Below are 15,502 nucleotides of genomic sequence, written 5' to 3' on the forward strand. Positions count from 1 at the left end.
CCCTATGCCCCAACGGCAACCCCACCCCGATCCTCTACATCGACGCCAATGCGCCTCTGGACGAATTACAGGCCTTTGCCGAGCAGCGGGTGCGCTCCGTCGCCCAGGTGCTGGACAGCCTGTCACTAGTCAGCGGCGAATCCCTGGAAGGCCGCGACCTGGCCTATATCGCGCAACTGGCGGCGCAGGTATTGGAGGAAGGGTGTGAAGTGATGGCCGTGATGCAAAAGCGCCTGGCGCAGCAAGACCTCTAACCCACTCGTTATTGCGTCTTCTATCGGGCAGGGATTAGACGTGGGTTTGCCTTCGCGTTGCCGTTCCCTTGTCCGATAGGTCTTTCAGAAAAATCCTATTTTTTCTCGATGCCTTTGCATCGAGCCTTGGGTTTTTGTGCCTGACGCTGGCCATAAGGGATTCATATGGAAGTAAAACACGTTAGTAGTCTGACTGATCGCATTGCCCGCATGGGGGCAGAAGCGGCAAAGCGAAAGAGTCCAAGTGTCAGCCCGCCCGAAGATGTACCTCCCGCTAAAACCGAAACTGCCAAACCCGTCGAGATTTTGCCGATCATCTACGACATCAGCGCGCGTGACAGTCGCTGGATGATGGACGTGGCGCCATTTCGTTTGTCGAAGAAGGATCTCAGACCAAATGCCACGATCATCTACAACCTGCCCGGCGGCACTATCACCGTGACTTCCGGACCTCACGGTATGGCATCAGTGTGGGACTACGACATTGTGCTGATGGCATTCGCTCAGTTGACTGAGGCCATGAATCGCTTTCGTGAGGGCAAAGGGCCAAAACCCAGCCCTAACTTCAGGCCTCATGTGAAAGAGATATTGAAGTTCTGCCGACGCGAGAACGGCGGCAAACAGAAAGAGCTGATTTCAAGCGCACTTGACCGGTTGGCTAGCACTTACGTAACCATCGAGCGCAAAGGCAAGTTCAGAAACAAGGCCGTGACGATCAACGAGGGCGAGAACCTCATTGCCTGGAAAAAGGTCATCGAGAATAACGAAACCGGCAGGGTTGAGTTCGTCGAGTTCAAGGTCGCGGACTGGATGTATCGAGAAATCACTGAAGGGGCGGCACCGGATGTGTTGAGTGTGCATCCGGACTATTTCTTGATCGAGCACGGTATTGGCCGCTTCGTTTACCGGCTTGCACGACGCACAGCAGGTAAAACCACGGCGAGCTGGGGCTTTCGCAAGATTTTCGAGCGTAGCGGCAGTACTGGAACCTTCAAGGAGTTCTGCCGCAGGCTGCGGATGATCATCGAGCTTGAGGACTTTCCGGAATACACGCTTAGCGAAGAGAAAGGTCAGATAGGGCCTCTGTTGGTCATGACTTACCAGGGCACGAGCTGAGCGGATAAATACGTTTCAGGGTGTGTGCAGTACGGCTTTTTGCGAGGTTTTCATCGGTGCGCTTATGCCGACTCGATGAGTTCGCGCAAACCCGTACTGCACACACCGGTTTTACGTACTGCACACACCGAAATGCGTACTGCACACACCCGAATCCGTACTGCACACACCGAAACGCGTACTGCACACACCCAAATCCGTACTGCACACACCGGCCATGTCGACGAAACCCCCGGCCCGCTTGGGCGGAATGGTTGTTTTGCGGACCTAAAACTCTTTAAAACCATTAAAACTAAATAAAACCGGTTTTTCCGCGCCTGCTCGTCCGTGCGCGGGTGCTGAGATCGTCAACGTCAAAGTCGCCTGGCCGGCGGCGGCCCCTCGAAAATGAAAAACTGTCTCCGGCCTCGCAAGCTCGGCCTGCGTCAATTTTCCATTTCGAGGGGCTCAACGGTGGATAGGGGATATTCCTGGTTTTTGCGCATACTGCTGATATTTTCTTTCGTCCTACGTGATTTTCAGATGCATCCGATTCTCTTGTGATGCTTTTACAGTAAGTCTCTGCCCCCTGAGATACCTGGTGGGGGAGCGAATATGAAATGCCCTGTTTGCCGTGCGATGGAAATGATTCACGGCAGCCGCGACCTGTTCTACAACTACAGAGAGTATTCCGGCTGCTGGCGAGAGCCTTGCTTGATTAACTCCTGTTCGAGGAGCGAGCTTGCCAGCATTTCATGTTGACTCCATTCAACATTGGGAGCCGTTCGAACATGATGGGGTTGTATATGATCTTCGGCATCTGAACAGTCATGAAGTCGTTTTTCAAAAACAGGATAAGCCCGTTCGTTTCGTCGTTACCTATGGTCTGCATTGCTTCACCAAGGACGGCACCGAACACAATATTCCTCTGGTGTACGCTGACGGTCGTGAAAGCCGGTTGATTTGCGTTGAGCGCTATGAGGCATCAAAGCAGTTGAAGGGCATATTGGAAAAACTCGGCGCGGGTGCCTGGATCTATCCGACTCAAGGCGAACGATTTTTTACCCTGGATGTAATGAACAATATCAGTGGTGTGGTTGAGCCTTTTAAAATCTGCATGGCCATTTTTCGTGAGCATCGGGTATTGCGCATGCATGTCACCAGCGCCTTTTTTGCGCGTACGGGCGAAGGCTCTCCGGGCGTACCGATCAATAAGAAGGGAGTCAGTATTTTCAAGATCGCCGTCGACACGCTGAAAAAACCAAAAGGGCAGTGTCCGAAGGAAGTCCGGAATCGGTACAGGAAATAAAAACCAGAAGCCCGGAAACGGCGAACCCCTCTCGAGGAGGGGTTCTCAGCCGTCGATTGCATGCATACGACGGGGCAGGACGTTGTTACCTCGCGCTCGGCGAACTGGAGTTACCCAGTAACGGGGTGCGATCCGAAGATCCCTGAAACCACCCTGATACAGCCTAGGCCGTGGGCGAATGGTCCACTAATGGCGTCCGAGGATCAAGTGCCATGATCATTCTGTGTCCTCAGCCTTGGAAAACTAGAATCTGGCCCTAGCTGCATGCCTTGAGGCGCGGCGGCGCATGAAGATCGTGCGTGAGTTTGCCCTCGCGTTGCCGGTCCCTTGTCCGATAGGTTGTTTGTGAGAGATCAGGCTGCGTGCAGCCGGGTAATGGCCGGCACTTCTTTGTGCTGGGCTTGCCACAGATCGTAAGCAGACTGGCGACCCAGCCACATATGCGCTTTGCCCACGCCTGCCAATTCAAGGCGCCATGCAAGGTCAGCGCTGATTGCCGAGCGGCAATTAAGCACATTGGACAGTTGCACCCTGGAATAACCCAGGTGTTTGGCCAGCGCCGTGACGGTCATGTTGAGTGCGGGCAGTACATCCTCGCGTAGGCCTTCTCCGGGATGGGGAGGGTTGTGCATGGCCATGAGTCGAATCTCCTTTCAGTGGTAGTCGAGGTAGTCGACCAGCTCCACGTCGGTGCCAATGAAGCGGAAAATAATGCGCCAGTTGCCCGACACGCTGACAGACCAAAAGCCGGTTAACTCGCCCTTTAGAGGATGCAGGCGCATGCCCGGTTCATCCATGTCATCTGGGACCTTGGCGAGGTCCAGTGCGGCCAGTATTCGCCGCAAACGACTCGCTTGATCCGCTCGCACGCCTTTGGTGTCCCCGCTCAGGTGCAGAGCCTTTAGGCCTTTGTGTCTGAAGGTTTTTATCACGGGTTGGCTGTAAAGTCACACTTTACACTTGCTCCGCTGTCGGGAGGTTTACAGGTTGGGCATGGACTTTATTGAAATGAGCGAGCGGCCTATATCGGACAAATCCCAGGATGTAGAGGGATGTTTCCGATTTGCCCGGCGCAGCGGGCCGCCGTAAAGCATTGCCATCAGCGCTGCTTTGGGTGATGTCTTAGGTGGTTTTTGTTACAGGCTCTGTAGGCGCCGAGCGTGCTCGCGAATGCGGTGTTTCAGGCGTGGGAGATGGGTTGGATGTTCTGGAGTCTTCGGGAATTAATTCGCTCCCACAGAGTTTCGGCGATTCAATACGTTTTGCGCTGTTTGATGAGAGCCGAGCTTGCTCGCGAAGGCTGTATTCGGCGCAGAAAGTGTGTCGGCTGTACTGGCCTATTCGCGGGCAAGCCACGCTGCCACGCCAGTACGTCTGAGCAGAAGATCGTGTTGTGCAAGCAAGCTGTGGGAGAGAATCTCCCACAGGATTTTGGTCATGCAGGATGAGGTTGATCCGGGCTGGAGCTGTATTGGCTATTAACGGCGCTTGCCGATGTTCATTAATAGCCTGCTTCTTTCTGATGCCGAAATACCAATATGTACACCGTATCGTCGACTGGCTCATGACGGTAAAGCGCCACATAGCCGGAATCGCCGAAGGCGATCATTAACTCACGCAGTTCTGGTAAATCAGCAAACGGTCGACCGATATCCGGGCTTGTTTCCAGCAGCCGGAACTGTCGCATGATGGCCTGACCCGCACGCTTGGCGGCCTCTGGAGCTTTTTCTGTGAGGAATTGCCGACACCGCTTCAGTCCTTGCGCTGCACTCGGTGTGATGATTACTCGTGGCAATCAGGCATCGCTCTTTCATCATCGGTGCCCCAGGTATTGAGCCAGGCGCGTACTTCCTCACCCGTCAGGTGCTGACCGTCTTCCTTGAAGGCCGCCCAGGATGCCAGTGCTTCCTGCTTGAGGCTTTCACGGGCTTCCTCGCGCTCGACATATTGCTGGATGGCTTCGAGCATAATCCAGTGAGGCGAGCGGCGGCGCTGGCTGGCGAGATTCTGGACGCGACCTTTTAGCATGTCGTCGATCTTGAGAGACGTTGCCATGGTTGGCCTCCTGTCACGTAGTAATACTGGGTAGTACCTCGTGATACTTTAATCCTTCCAGTGATGCTCATCAAACGTGTGTTTCCTGAATGGCCTGTGGGTTTTGCTGCGGTTCTGCGTCCAGCTCAACAAGGTCAGGCGGGTAAATGTTGGCCATGCCAACGAGGGGCGGCAGTTGCAGATCGCCGTTGCCCAGGTCGTCCTGGTCTTCTGACGACACCAACACCCGTGCATTGAAGCGCGCAAAGCGCAGGTTCTCGCGAGCGTCGGCCCAGGCGATCCGGCAGTTGATGACATAGGCGAGCACGCCGCCGCGTTCGCTGCCCAGTCTGATGGTTTGAATCCATGCCTGTTCGGTCAGTACGGCCAAGGCGCGTTTGGTGGTGGCGACAGAGCTTTTCATCAGCCCGGCGAGGGTGAGGTGGCTGGCGACCAGTGCGCCGGACTTGTCCATGTTGGCAATCAGCAGGTGCAGCAACTGGCAGGCCCGGGGCGACTGGACGCTCAACTTTGCCCAGGCCTGATGGCCTGCGCGCTCTGTTTGTACCCAGGTACCGGGGGAGGTGAGCTTTTTCAGGGGAACGATTTTCTTGGCCATTGCGATCTTTTCGAGCTTTGCGAAAGCGTGAGTGCAAGTGGCGAGGATAGCCAAGGGGGGCAGGCCCTGAGCGGTACATACTTGTAAAATATCGTTCAAGATTTATCGAGGTAGCAGGCGCTTTGTAGGTTCGTTGCGGAGTCTTTTGTGGTCGGTATCTATCAGCGTTGTCAGATACCTGCACCCCCATGAACGAGGGTAGCTCACCAGCTATGACCTAGGGTTAGCTCATAGCTGGTGAGCTACCCCCTGCTCTGGAGACCGCGTATTTCAAGGGGAAGGAAGTCGTGCCTTCTCATGATCTAACTATCGTGCTTTTGATCTTCGTGACGCGCAGAGTGTTAACGTCAAAGTCGCCTGGCCGGCGGCGGCCCCTCGAAAATAAAAAACAGTCTTCAGCCTCGCACAGCTCGGCCTGCGTCAATTTTTCATTTTCGAGGGGCTCGATGTTTTGATTGCTGGCGACGTAGAGCATTACGGCAGGCACTGCCCTGGGTGTGAGAGCCGGGGCGGTGTTTGTTGCATGGCAAGCGGTGATCTTCGTTGACGCCGGGCTTGCTCGCGAAGGCGGTGTTTCAGGCGTAGGAAGTGTGTTGGATGTTCGGGCCTAATCGCGAATGAATTCGCTCCCACAAGATTCGTGTCGGCCTCTTCGCGGGCAAGCCCGGCGTCTACGGGATTGCGTAAGTCTGTAGGAGATGCCCCATCGTCCAGACGTCACGCTGTCGCGCAGCCAATACCGGACAGTTGGATCGGCTTTAGCCGGGAAGACTCTGGGGCAGATGATGGAAATGTACCGATCTCACCTGCGCTTTCCCGGCTAAAGCCGGTCCCACTGTCTGTGTTTGCAGTGCAGGCGTTGTGTTGGATGTGCCAGCGCTTTCGCGAATGAATTCGCTCCCACAGAAATCGTTTTCACAGAAATCGCGGCAACAGAATTATTTCCTACATTATTAGGTAAGTATTCGTAAGGGAATAGCGCAGCTGTCTCAATGACACTTATGCACGTTATGTCACTTACGTAAGTGATGCAGTTTGCATAACGCGTATTCGTCAATTTATGTCCAGATATTACATATACATAGAAGAGAGGAAGTGGTGTGTAGGACACGTCTATTTTTATATCTACCAGGTTGCTGGCACGAACTTTTTGATGGTAGGTTTGCGCGGCAAAACGTGTCGGGGTATTCCCCCAGCAGAAACGGACAATGGCAATATGCAATTAACCAATGAATAGCGGACACTAAAAAGCCCGGCTGGAACCGGGCTTTTTAGAACATCTCAACAGGTCGAAACTTTGATCGGTAGAAACCTGTTGCCACACTTAGGTGAGCGGATTATCGCCAGCCTTGCGGCTTCGTGCAAGCCTCAAAAGGCAGTTTTTAATCAGCTCACCGCCAAATGGCGGAATACATGCAAGCAACCATCAAGGCCTATGCCGATAACGTTTCAAACGAAGGTGCCAGGCGCAGGCTATTCACCCGTAACACGTACACGCCTTCTCCCCGATTCTTCAAGACCGGTACGGCGCTCAATCGCATCCTGTTTGAAGCGCCTTATCTGTCCCGCTGCAGCGACGACAAGACGGCTGCGCGGATTCGCCCCCGCGAGTACGCGCTGCGTTATCCGTATATGCAGATCAACCGCCCGGGCATGGTGTCCTGGCTGATCTTTGACCTCGACCACCCCAACTCTCTGATCTGGAACGACGCCGGCCTTCCTGCGCCGAATCTCACTGTGCGCAACGGCGCGAACGGGCACTCGCACCTGTATTACGCCATCGAGCCCGTATGCACGACCGAGAATGCCCGCTCAAGGCCCATTCAGTACATGAAGGCGGTGTATGCCGCCTTTGCCGCCCGCCTCAATGCTGATACCGAGTACAACAGCGGCCCCGTCGCCAAGACCCCCGACCATCCCTGGTGGCGAACCACGGAGTTTCATGGTCTCGTCTACCAGTTGGGCGAGCTGGCCGATTACGTCGAGCTTGGGGGGCAGCCCTGGCGGACCGGTCCGAACCTCGATCAGGTCAGCCACTCCCGGCACTGCATGCTGTTTGAGCGGCTGCGTTACTTCGCCTACAGCATCGTCAATCGCGAGCGTGAGCAGGGCTCGTTTAGCGGGTTTGTGCAGTCGCTTGAGGCCTATGCGCACAAGAGCAACACCTTTCATGAGCTGGGCTTCAGCGAAAACCTGCCCTGGTCTTCTCTGCGAGCCACGGTGAAGTCTGTCGCGCGCTGGACCTGGGACCGCTACACCGGCGATGGCCGTTGCAATCGCGGCGTGATGCAGCTGGATAAGGCCCTGCCGCTTGCCGAGCGTCAGCGCCTGGCAGCCAAGCGCACCCACGAGGAACGGCACAAGGCCACCGAATCAAAAATTCGCCTGGCCTGCCAGGGTCTCAAGCGCCGCGGCGAAGCCCTGGTGCAGACGGCTATCGCGGGGCTTACGAGGCTCACCCGGCAAACCGTGGCCGCCTATGCCTACGTGATCGAAGAGTTCCGCCGCCCACCCGTCGAGACAAGCACGCCTATCGCTTGCGAGCCCCCTCAAAACCCCACGCCAAGGGCCGAGAGCGGCGCCACGACGGATGTTAAGCATGCTGCCAATCAGGTAACTCAGCCCCCGGCTGCTTGCTTTGGTTCTGCAATGAGTTCTTCCCCAGAGATAAGAACAGTTCATAGCGACGGGGAGTGGTGTAAGGAGATGTCTTGTCGTGCACAGGTCTTTGGTTCGCCCGCAGCTTTTTATAATGGAGGGTCGACTTGCAACGTAAACAGGCTGAATGTCATTACAGCTGCACACAACATTGATGATGGGGTGAAGATGGAGATACCTGAAGGGCTGAATATCACTTAGACGGGGCGAGTCCGCCCTCTATCCCTCGGAGCACTGATTACAATCTTGGTTCTCAGTTCAGGAGTTTGAAATGACGCGAGTATCTTGCTTACCCAAATTGTACTCACTGTGTACCCTGACTGAACCTTGAATACATCCTAACTGTTACCTATATGTACTCAAGTCGCCCGTTCCTAAATCATTGTGGGATCTGTATGTAGTCCATATGTACCCTTTTTGTACTCCACCTACGGCCTTGAATATGAACTACTGATATGCCCGATATGGGCGCCGAAATCCGTACTGCACACACCGCCCCTTTCGACGACCCCCCCGGCCCGCTCGAGCGAAACGGCTGTTTCGCAGACCTAAAACTCTTTAAAACCAATAAAAACCGGTTATGGCGGTGAGCTTGAGGCCGGGGCCAATCGGTTTTTGTCGGTGCTGACTGGATCGCCAAAATCAAAATCGCCTGGCCAGCGACGGCCCCTGGAAAATAAAAAACAGTCTGCGGCCTCGCACAGCTCGGCCTGCGCCAATTTTTCATTTTCGAGGGGCTCAACGGTGGATCGGAGTGAGCCCGGTTTACCGTAAGCCCGATTTGGCCGTTGAGCAGAAGGCGCAGAATGAACAAGGGGTCGTTCACCATGGAAACAGACTGGATTGATCACGATTGTTCTATTGTTGGGTATCTCTCACTTTCTGGCGCTTAAAATCTTGGCTTGAAACCAGGCAGACCGTTGGTTTCACGCCATTCTTTCACAGTCTTGGTAATACCCTCTGCTGAGGTGTCTGCTCCAGGTTCTGGGCGATAGATTAAGTTCATCTTACTGGGATGGCCGACAATTTTATTAAAGTGCAAAACCAGTACGTCGGTTCTATCACCCGTCGGTGCGACATCTTCCCGAAATATTTCCTCCAGGAATCTTATAAACTCATTTTCTGTGTAATCTGAAAGGCTGTTCTTGATAAATGGATCGCTCATTGCTGCACCTTAACTCTTAGGTTATCTATATCGTAAACTTCTCCCCCTTCGGAGCCCCAAGCCCAGGACGAGCGCGATCGAGCTAACCACGCGTCACGTTATGCCTCTCACTTTCTGGCGCTTAAAATCTTGGCTTGAAGCCAGGCAGGCCGTTGGCTTCACGCCATTCTTTCACAGTCTTTGTAATACCCTCAGCTGATATGTCTGCCTCTGGCTCGGGGTAGTAAATTAAGTCAGCCCCACTTGGATGGCCAATAATTTTATTGAAGTGCATAACTAAAATAGTTGCACGAGTATCCGTAGGTGCTTTATCTTCTTTACGAATTTCCTCTAGGAATTGAATGAATTCATACTCGGTATAATCTGAAAGGCTGCTTTTGATAAAGGGGTCGTTCATATGGCTACCTTAGTCCTGATGCCGGTTTATATGATTGTTAGGAGTGTTAACTCGAAGATTATCGATGTGGTAAACCTCGCCGCCTTCGGAGATCAATTCAGCGTGATGTATCTCATGAAAAATTCGTGCACCGACCTGGAAGCTAACGTAATATGTGTCATCATTTGCATGCGCCTAGTAGATTAATTATCATGTCAGGGAGTCGCTGACGAATTGAAACGGTCGAGCTATTTATCATTTGTGCAGAACCAGCGTTTTGGTTGAGATCGGCTAGGAAGGCATAGGATTTGAAAAAAATGGCTGATAAATGCGATCCATCTTATTGTTTCGTCGTAGTCGAATATATGGTTTAGCGGCATGTTTAGCCACATGTAGCCGTTGCGGGCCACGCTAAGCTGACACCCTCCTAAAAATACGACAAGTATAAAGAAGTAAACATAAAACTTTACTTTGGTGAGTTTTGGGCCAGATACCTTTATTGATATCGTATATGAGGTCAGGAATGTTAATATGGATATTATAGTATATAATATAGCCGCCAATTGCGGGTCGGCTATCATGGTTTTTTCGATTCTTGATATATAGAAGTTGCTGTTGTTGCATCAGAAATAGCCTCAAGCGACAATCCTAACTTTCTAGAGCTTTCATACGCTCGCACATAATCGGTGCGTATATATCGGAATAAACGCCATGCGTCTGGTTTCAACATGAGTCTTCCTACGCCATATGCGGATAGTCCTAAATCCATCACGCCATACGCTATATTCCCTTCTGCTTCTTCACCACCCAACCACTTGGAAATAGACTGGTAACCCTGGCGTACAGGGCCTTGTGTATCGGAACGGTTTTCCAGGATATTGCGGCCGTTCTCGTACACGTTATTAGCGCCATGGGCGATCATGATTTCAACACTTGGAGTGAATTAAAGTATTGAAAACCAGCGAGCTGGTTCATATTGAGTAGGCACGCAGATTGTGTGAAGAAAAACGCTTATAAATGCGATCCATGCAATAATATCATTATCTCTGAAGATAGGTTCTAGCGCTGGGAACAAAATGTCATACCCATATTCTACGGTGCTCATATGAAATGATCCAAAGAAAATAGTGAGTACAAGACATACCCAAAACCATTTCCTGCTGAAGTTTTTTCCGGAAAAACGCCTTGATAAAAAATAGAGAGTGGAAAATTCCACCATGGAAAATAAAAAGTATAAGCTGGAAACTAACATGGTATGTGTCATTATTCGCATGCCCCTAGTAGATTAATTATCATGTCAGGGAGTCGCTGACGAATTGAAACGGTCGAGCTATTTATCATTTGTGCGGAACCAGCGTTTTCTTTTGGATCTGCCGGGCAGGCATAGTATTTGAAAAAAAGAGCTTATTAACGCGATCCATCTTATCGTTTCGTCGTAGTCAAAAAAATTTGGTATTCCGAACAACATGTAACTGTAGCGAGCCACACTAAGTTGATTTCCTCCAATAAATACCACGGATATAAAGAAAAAAATATAGAATTTTACGGCGGTTAGTCCGGGGCCAGATAGATTTCTTGATAGAGCATAGGAGATCAAGAAAATTACTACGGATATAAAAGTATATAGTAAAGCTGTCAGTGGCGGGTTAGCTGTCACGGCTTTTTCGCTTCTTGATGTATGGAGTTTAGTGTCGCCATGTCAGAGGCCGCTCCGAAAGACAATGTTAACTTGGTAGAGTCTTCATACGCACGCACATAGTCGGTGCGTATATATCGGAACAAACGCCATGCGTCTGGTTTCAACATGAGTCTTCCTACGCCATATGCGGATAGCCCTAAATCCATCACGCCATACGCTATATTCCCTTCTGCTTCTTCACCACCCAACCACTTGGAAATAGACTGGTAACCCTGGCGTACAGGGCCTTGTGTATCGGAACGGTTTTCCAGGATATTGCGGCCGTTCTCGTACACGTTATTAGCGCCATGGGCGATCATGGGAGCGCCTGCTAAAAGGCAGAGCGTACCCACTGAGCCGTAGCATATTCCCACGCCTGCTGCGAACTGGAGTGCACCGACGACGGCTCCGATGCCTTTCTGAGCAACCTCCATTGATTGGCTGAGCAGGCTGTTTTGTTCGCTCTTTATGTCCTTTAACGCTTGTTCAGGGCTTTTTCTACCCTCGGCAACGTCATTGACTATAGCTCTTGCGTAATAGGAAACCTCACGGTTAAATTGAATGCGCAATGTGCTGTTTTTAATATGGCGAGCGCTTATCGTGCAGGCTTGGTTCATTAAGTTTGCTGCGGCTTGGCTGACTGTCCAGTACTCGCAACTGCTGAGTTGGCAGTGCTTCTCTAACCGGCTCATTCGTCATTTCCCCACGAACTGTACCCACTGGTACCTGCCAGGTGATGAGTCCAAATAATGTCACGGTACCGAATGGCAAGATGCTCTTGAGGTTCGGCATCACTCTGTAAAACCACGTGAGGCATATCAAGCGTCAGGTCGGCAATAACGCCGCCCCTCATCTCTACGGTGTAAAATTTTTCCTGAATGCCAAACGACGAAATACGGTAGAAGCTTATCGTGCAGTTGATTTCCTCTCGGTTTGAAAGCGCTTGAGCGAGCAACGGTGATGACTTATCGACGTTTTTTGTTATGATAATGGGCGAGTGCGTGGGTTTATCAATATTGCCGATGTTGGCCATATTATGGGTATAAGACAGGATCATTATTTCGTCGGCATGCGCCGACTGGTACTTATTGCCGATGGAACTTTGGGTTGAGCAACCGGCTGAAATAAGTCCCTGAATCTTGCCGGTGATTGTCATGTAACCATGGTTAGCCATGATCTTTACTCCCTGTAAATCAGCTCTGCAGACTATTACAAGTGAGCTAAAGGTTCTGTAGGACCATTCCCAAATTGCCTATTGGCCAAAATCTGGATGGAAGGGTGCACTTGGCTTGATGTCGGACGCGGTGCGCGTAGGCGGTGTCGCCCAGGTATTCAGCCCCCTTTCCCCCGACCGTCCCTCAGGCCCAGGCCAGCGTCGCTGACCTCGCGGCGCGCACTTTAGAGGAGCGGGGTGAGGAGATAGCGCTGCCCTGAGTATGAGCGCCGGAGCGGCGTTTGTTGCATGGCAAGCAGCGATCTTCGTTGGAGCCGGGCTTGCTCGCGAATGCTGTGTTTCGGCGCAGAAGCTGTGTGGGATGTGCCGGCCTATTCGCGGGCAAGCCTCGCTCCTACGGGATTTAGTCAGTCTGTGGCGCCGAGTTGTTCGCGACACGATCCCACGGCAATGCGTATGAGCAGAAGATCGTGCTCTGGGAGCGCATTCATGTGTGGGGCAGGATCTGGAAAATGGCCGTTTTAGCCGTGAAGAGGCCACTGCCGCGAGGTATGGATCAACGTGAGTATCCACAGTGTCTCACCGTGGATTTCATAGACCAGTCGGTAGTGCTCATGTGGAATCAGCTCGCGGGTTCCAGGTATTTTCCCGGCCTTTCCCAATGTTGGATGATTTGCCAGTCTGGCTGCTGCAGCACTGAAAAGTGCATCCATCATCACGGCTGCTTGCGGGTTTTCTTTCGCGATGTAGTCCCATATGTCGATGCGATTCTGATGCGCCTCTGTGGCCCAGATAACATTCACGTCTGACCTGTCACGGCGTTACGCCTGGCTGCGAATTCAGCTTCAACTTCTTCATTCGAGCGACCCAGCCCGGCGTGCATCGAGGCTCGGCCGGCCTCAACCTTGCGTTGCAGGAACGCGTCGTACTCACGCGCTTCACGTTGACGCTCGATGAACTCGCGCATCAGCTCACGCATGACCTGGGATGCAGGTCGGTGTACTGCCTCGGCTTCGGCCATGAATTGGCTACGCAGTTCGGGTTCTAGCTTCATCGTAAAAACGGCTTCTTTGGACATGGTGGCGCTTCCCGCGAAGAGGTACTGACGTAGTGTATACGTTTGCAGTACGGCGCTGAGGGGACGTTCTACGAGAAGCTTGTGAGATAAGCGACACGCATGACTCAGAAGAAGATCGTGATCACCAGCATGAGCCAGGCATGCATATCTGAGCCTGCCTTGAACCATTCGCGGTAGTGCCCCGCGAAACCTTGGAGGTCTTAATGCCGGAAGGATTCCCGTGTCGCATCAGCCCATTTCTGACCTGGAGCTGATCTTTCCGATCCCTGTAACCACGTTGAGCACCTCGTTACCGGCCTTTTAGCCGCCAACGTCAGCACCGCGTCGGAATCAGCAAAGCCCGAGCAGCGTGGTACGTGCTTCACAGGCACTAGCTCGGATTTTTAACCTGGAAATAATAGTCACCAGCGTTAATCTTATAAATCTTAACGTTAACAGGGGCGCGCTTTAATCGTATTTTTCCAGCGCGTAATACGTGCTATCGTCAGTCTTAACTAATTTAATGCTCATGATGGTAAGTCTTATGGATGCGTTTTTCCCCGTCGCTTGCGCTGATAAGCTCGGTAAAATCGGGCTTCTCGTTAAAGCCAGGCGCCTTGCGTTGGGAATTCGCCAATCCGATATCAAGGTTTCACTTGGCGTCTCAGAGCACACGCTTCGCAAGATTGAGGGCGGATCGGAGCTCGTTGATCTTCGGTCGTTCATGTTGGTGCTGTGGAAGATGGGAATCACTGAAACGGTTTTCGCCTCCCTGGACGGAATCGAAAAAACGTCCGAAATCACCCGCTTTACCGACGAAGGTGAATCACACCATGTCATAGCAACAAAGCGTGTGCGACTGCCTAAACCCAAGCCCGAGGATTTCTGATGCCGCGGGCTTATATCTACATGGACCATCCCGAAACCGGCGAGCGTCTGACCCTCGGGAGACTGACCTTGAAAGGGAACTGCGGCGAGTTTCTCTATGCGCCCGAATTAGTTAAGCGCGGGGGGTGGGTGCCTGACCCTATCAACTATCCATTGCGCGCTGAGCCATACACCGGAATTACGAAGAACCGTGGCGTTCCCGGCTTCATCAATGACGCTATGCCCGACGGTTGGGGCGAGCGATTGCTCCATCGCGTATATGGAAGAGATCTTGGTCCAATCGATTTTTTGCTCAAGTCGCCGAACAACGACCGGATTGGGAACTTGATGGCTGGGACCACGAGACCGATTCGATAACTACGACTTTCCGTCGATTGAGTATGCGTGCATGACTTTCGCGGCATCGAAGGGCTTGAGCGTCGCGAAGACGGCCCTTCACGCCGAGTTCCCAACCACCCTGCTAATCGAACGCTTTGACCGAACTCCGATTGCCGAAGGTGCGAAACGTATTCCAATGCTCAGTGCATTGACCTTGTTGAATGCTGACTGGAATGAGCCCTTCCATCGTGACTGGTTGTACGCGGGCGTGGCCGATGAAATGCGCCGACGCGGTGTTCCTGATGAGGACTTGCACGAGCTGTTCAGGCGCATGTGCTACAACGCGCTGGCTGGCAATAGCGATGATCACCCGCGTAACCACGCGGTAATTTATATCCAAGGCCAGTGGCGTCTTTCACCAATGTATGACGTTCTGCCGATTCTGGAGGAAGGCCCAGCCAAGACTTTAGCCATGACGGTTGGAAGTGACGGCCCCCAAGTTAGTCGCTCCAACTTACTCAGCCATCACAGACATTTTGCGCTTGAGCGTGAGCAGGCCGAGCATCTGCTTGAAGAGGTCGCAAGCTGGGAAGAAGAGTTGAAGGACTACTACAGCCGATGGCTCAAAGGTGAAGACCTAAAAGTTGCACGCGAAGCCACAAGCTCGGACCGAATGCTCAATTAATCCCGAGAGCTGATGAGTTTGAAAGCGGTTTGCGCCACAGTAGGGAACCACCTGTTGCCGCTGCGACAGGATTGACACAGGCTATCTAGATAAGTCGGATCGCCGCCCGCTCTTCCCCACAGATCCGATGATATTCATGCACTACTGTGGGAGCGAATTCATTCGCGAAAGCTTTATTCCGGACGCCGCCAA

19 protein-coding genes and 1 pseudogene are annotated in these 15,502 nt (G+C 52.5%); 7 read left to right on the forward strand and 13 right to left on the reverse strand.

Annotation, left to right across the window (positions count from 1 at the left end; all coding sequences use genetic code 11):
* From ACCD02_RS31765 to ACCD02_RS31775, 3 genes are all read left to right on the forward strand, one after another.
* The coding region (locus ACCD02_RS31765; protein WP_413310518.1) for a hypothetical protein at window positions 1–254 on the forward strand (254 nt) is incomplete at its 5' end.
* 165 nt (window positions 255–419) lie between these two features.
* Complete coding sequence (locus ACCD02_RS31770) at window positions 420–1,370, forward strand: replication initiator protein A (protein ID WP_413310520.1); 951 nt, start codon at window positions 420–422, stop codon at window positions 1,368–1,370.
* A 721-nt stretch (window positions 1,371–2,091) separates the two neighbouring features.
* Window positions 2,092–2,658, forward strand: a complete 567-nt coding sequence (locus ACCD02_RS31775) for a hypothetical protein (RefSeq protein ID WP_413310522.1) — start codon at window positions 2,092–2,094, stop codon at window positions 2,656–2,658.
* Window positions 2,659–3,011: 353 nt separating this feature from the next.
* Here ACCD02_RS31775 and ACCD02_RS31780 read toward each other — a convergent pair whose 3' ends face one another.
* The 5 genes from ACCD02_RS31780 to ACCD02_RS31800 all read right to left on the reverse strand — a co-directional run bounded on the left by ACCD02_RS31780 (window position 3,012) and on the right by ACCD02_RS31800 (window position 5,311).
* Entirely contained in the window at window positions 3,012–3,296 is a 285-nt protein-coding gene (locus ACCD02_RS31780) for a HigA family addiction module antitoxin (RefSeq protein WP_413310524.1), read from the reverse strand.
* 15 nt (window positions 3,297–3,311) lie between these two features.
* Window positions 3,312–3,590 (reverse strand): type II toxin-antitoxin system RelE/ParE family toxin, encoded by a 279-nt coding sequence (locus ACCD02_RS31785; protein WP_413310526.1) that lies wholly within the window; start codon window positions 3,588–3,590, stop codon window positions 3,312–3,314.
* A gap of 569 nt (window positions 3,591–4,159) precedes the next feature.
* Complete coding sequence (locus ACCD02_RS31790) at window positions 4,160–4,414, reverse strand: type II toxin-antitoxin system RelE/ParE family toxin (RefSeq protein ID WP_413310550.1); 255 nt, start codon at window positions 4,412–4,414, stop codon at window positions 4,160–4,162.
* A 26-nt stretch (window positions 4,415–4,440) separates the two neighbouring features.
* The gene (locus ACCD02_RS31795) at window positions 4,441–4,713 is read right to left on the reverse strand and encodes a CopG family ribbon-helix-helix protein (protein ID WP_413310528.1); all 273 of its coding nucleotides are present in this window, start codon (window positions 4,711–4,713) and stop codon (window positions 4,441–4,443) included.
* A 70-nt stretch (window positions 4,714–4,783) separates the two neighbouring features.
* Window positions 4,784–5,311, reverse strand: coding sequence for a hypothetical protein (locus ACCD02_RS31800; protein WP_413310530.1), 528 nt, complete (start codon window positions 5,309–5,311; stop codon window positions 4,784–4,786).
* Between the two features lie 1,413 nt (window positions 5,312–6,724).
* Between ACCD02_RS31800 and ACCD02_RS31805 the strand changes: the two genes are divergently transcribed.
* A complete protein-coding gene (locus ACCD02_RS31805) occupies window positions 6,725–8,170 on the forward strand; it encodes a replication initiation protein (RefSeq protein ID WP_413310531.1) in 1,446 nt (481 codons plus the stop codon).
* Window positions 8,171–8,858: 688 nt separating this feature from the next.
* Here the strand turns inward: ACCD02_RS31805 and ACCD02_RS31810 are convergent.
* From ACCD02_RS31810 to ACCD02_RS31845, 8 genes and pseudogenes are all read right to left on the reverse strand, one after another.
* Window positions 8,859–9,134: a bacteriocin immunity protein gene (locus ACCD02_RS31810; RefSeq protein ID WP_413310533.1), complete on the reverse strand. Its 276-nt coding sequence runs from the start codon at window positions 9,132–9,134 to the stop codon at window positions 8,859–8,861.
* A 121-nt stretch (window positions 9,135–9,255) separates the two neighbouring features.
* On the reverse strand, window positions 9,256–9,531 hold the full coding sequence (locus ACCD02_RS31815) for a bacteriocin immunity protein (protein ID WP_413310535.1): 276 nt from the start codon (window positions 9,529–9,531) through the stop codon (window positions 9,256–9,258).
* A 9-nt stretch (window positions 9,532–9,540) separates the two neighbouring features.
* Window positions 9,541–9,660 (reverse strand): annotated as a pseudogene (locus tag ACCD02_RS31820) (colicin); the annotation flags it as partial.
* A gap of 427 nt (window positions 9,661–10,087) precedes the next feature.
* The gene (locus tag ACCD02_RS31825) at window positions 10,088–10,432 is read right to left on the reverse strand and encodes a DUF4225 domain-containing protein (protein ID WP_413310537.1); all 345 of its coding nucleotides are present in this window, start codon (window positions 10,430–10,432) and stop codon (window positions 10,088–10,090) included.
* A gap of 731 nt (window positions 10,433–11,163) precedes the next feature.
* Window positions 11,164–11,880, reverse strand: coding sequence for a DUF4225 domain-containing protein (locus tag ACCD02_RS31830; protein ID WP_413310539.1), 717 nt, complete (start codon window positions 11,878–11,880; stop codon window positions 11,164–11,166).
* Window positions 11,877–12,362 carry an Hcp family type VI secretion system effector gene (locus ACCD02_RS31835; RefSeq protein WP_413310541.1) on the reverse strand — a complete coding sequence of 162 codons (486 nt, stop codon included), beginning with the start codon at window positions 12,360–12,362 and terminating at the stop codon, window positions 11,877–11,879. Before ACCD02_RS31835 ends, ACCD02_RS31830 begins: the two co-directional genes overlap by 4 nt.
* A 521-nt stretch (window positions 12,363–12,883) precedes the next feature.
* Complete coding sequence (locus ACCD02_RS31840; protein WP_413310543.1) at window positions 12,884–13,165, reverse strand: type II toxin-antitoxin system RelE/ParE family toxin; 282 nt, start codon at window positions 13,163–13,165, stop codon at window positions 12,884–12,886.
* Window positions 13,162–13,440 (reverse strand): CopG family ribbon-helix-helix protein, encoded by a 279-nt coding sequence (locus ACCD02_RS31845; RefSeq protein ID WP_413310545.1) that lies wholly within the window; start codon window positions 13,438–13,440, stop codon window positions 13,162–13,164. The genes ACCD02_RS31840 and ACCD02_RS31845 overlap by 4 nt, the downstream gene beginning before the upstream one ends.
* A 523-nt stretch (window positions 13,441–13,963) precedes the next feature.
* Here ACCD02_RS31845 and ACCD02_RS31850 point away from each other — a divergent pair.
* From ACCD02_RS31850 to ACCD02_RS31860, 3 genes are read left to right on the forward strand one after another with little or no spacing between them, the layout of a single operon-like run.
* Window positions 13,964–14,308, forward strand: coding sequence for a transcriptional regulator (locus ACCD02_RS31850; RefSeq protein WP_413310547.1), 345 nt, complete (start codon window positions 13,964–13,966; stop codon window positions 14,306–14,308).
* Between the two features lie 20 nt (window positions 14,309–14,328).
* Window positions 14,329–14,664 carry a HipA N-terminal domain-containing protein gene (locus ACCD02_RS31855; RefSeq protein WP_413310551.1) on the forward strand — a complete coding sequence of 112 codons (336 nt, stop codon included), beginning with the start codon at window positions 14,329–14,331 and terminating at the stop codon, window positions 14,662–14,664.
* Between the two features lie 31 nt (window positions 14,665–14,695).
* On the forward strand, window positions 14,696–15,310 hold the full coding sequence (locus tag ACCD02_RS31860) for a HipA domain-containing protein (RefSeq protein WP_413310548.1): 615 nt from the start codon (window positions 14,696–14,698) through the stop codon (window positions 15,308–15,310).
* Window positions 15,311–15,502: the final 192 nt, after the last annotated feature.

The sequence above is a fragment of the Pseudomonas sp. Pseusp88 genome (assembly GCF_047303955.1).
Lineage (GTDB): Bacteria > Pseudomonadota > Gammaproteobacteria > Pseudomonadales > Pseudomonadaceae > Aquipseudomonas.

Bases quoted from the DNA above. Each gene is read 5' to 3' on its own strand.
- ACCD02_RS31770 (WP_413310520.1), top strand. From the start codon at position 420: ATGGAAGTAAAACACGTTAGTAGTCTGACTGATCGCATTGCCCGCATG.
- ACCD02_RS31780 (WP_413310524.1), bottom strand. From the start codon at position 3,296: ATGGCCATGCACAACCCTCCCCATCCCGGAGAAGGCCTACGCGAGGAT.
- ACCD02_RS31795 (WP_413310528.1), bottom strand. From the start codon at position 4,713: ATGGCAACGTCTCTCAAGATCGACGACATGCTAAAAGGTCGCGTCCAG.
- ACCD02_RS31800 (WP_413310530.1), bottom strand. From the start codon at position 5,311: ATGGCCAAGAAAATCGTTCCCCTGAAAAAGCTCACCTCCCCCGGTACC.
- ACCD02_RS31805 (WP_413310531.1), top strand. From the start codon at position 6,725: ATGCAAGCAACCATCAAGGCCTATGCCGATAACGTTTCAAACGAAGGT.
- ACCD02_RS31810 (WP_413310533.1), bottom strand. From the start codon at position 9,134: ATGAGCGATCCATTTATCAAGAACAGCCTTTCAGATTACACAGAAAAT.
- ACCD02_RS31815 (WP_413310535.1), bottom strand. From the start codon at position 9,531: ATGAACGACCCCTTTATCAAAAGCAGCCTTTCAGATTATACCGAGTAT.
- ACCD02_RS31825 (WP_413310537.1), bottom strand. From the start codon at position 10,432: ATGATCGCCCATGGCGCTAATAACGTGTACGAGAACGGCCGCAATATC.
- ACCD02_RS31830 (WP_413310539.1), bottom strand. From the start codon at position 11,880: ATGAGCCGGTTAGAGAAGCACTGCCAACTCAGCAGTTGCGAGTACTGG.
- ACCD02_RS31835 (WP_413310541.1), bottom strand. From the start codon at position 12,362: ATGGCTAACCATGGTTACATGACAATCACCGGCAAGATTCAGGGACTT.
- ACCD02_RS31845 (WP_413310545.1), bottom strand. From the start codon at position 13,440: ATGTCCAAAGAAGCCGTTTTTACGATGAAGCTAGAACCCGAACTGCGT.
- ACCD02_RS31850 (WP_413310547.1), top strand. From the start codon at position 13,964: ATGGATGCGTTTTTCCCCGTCGCTTGCGCTGATAAGCTCGGTAAAATC.
- ACCD02_RS31855 (WP_413310551.1), top strand. From the start codon at position 14,329: ATGGACCATCCCGAAACCGGCGAGCGTCTGACCCTCGGGAGACTGACC.
- ACCD02_RS31860 (WP_413310548.1), top strand. From the start codon at position 14,696: ATGACTTTCGCGGCATCGAAGGGCTTGAGCGTCGCGAAGACGGCCCTT.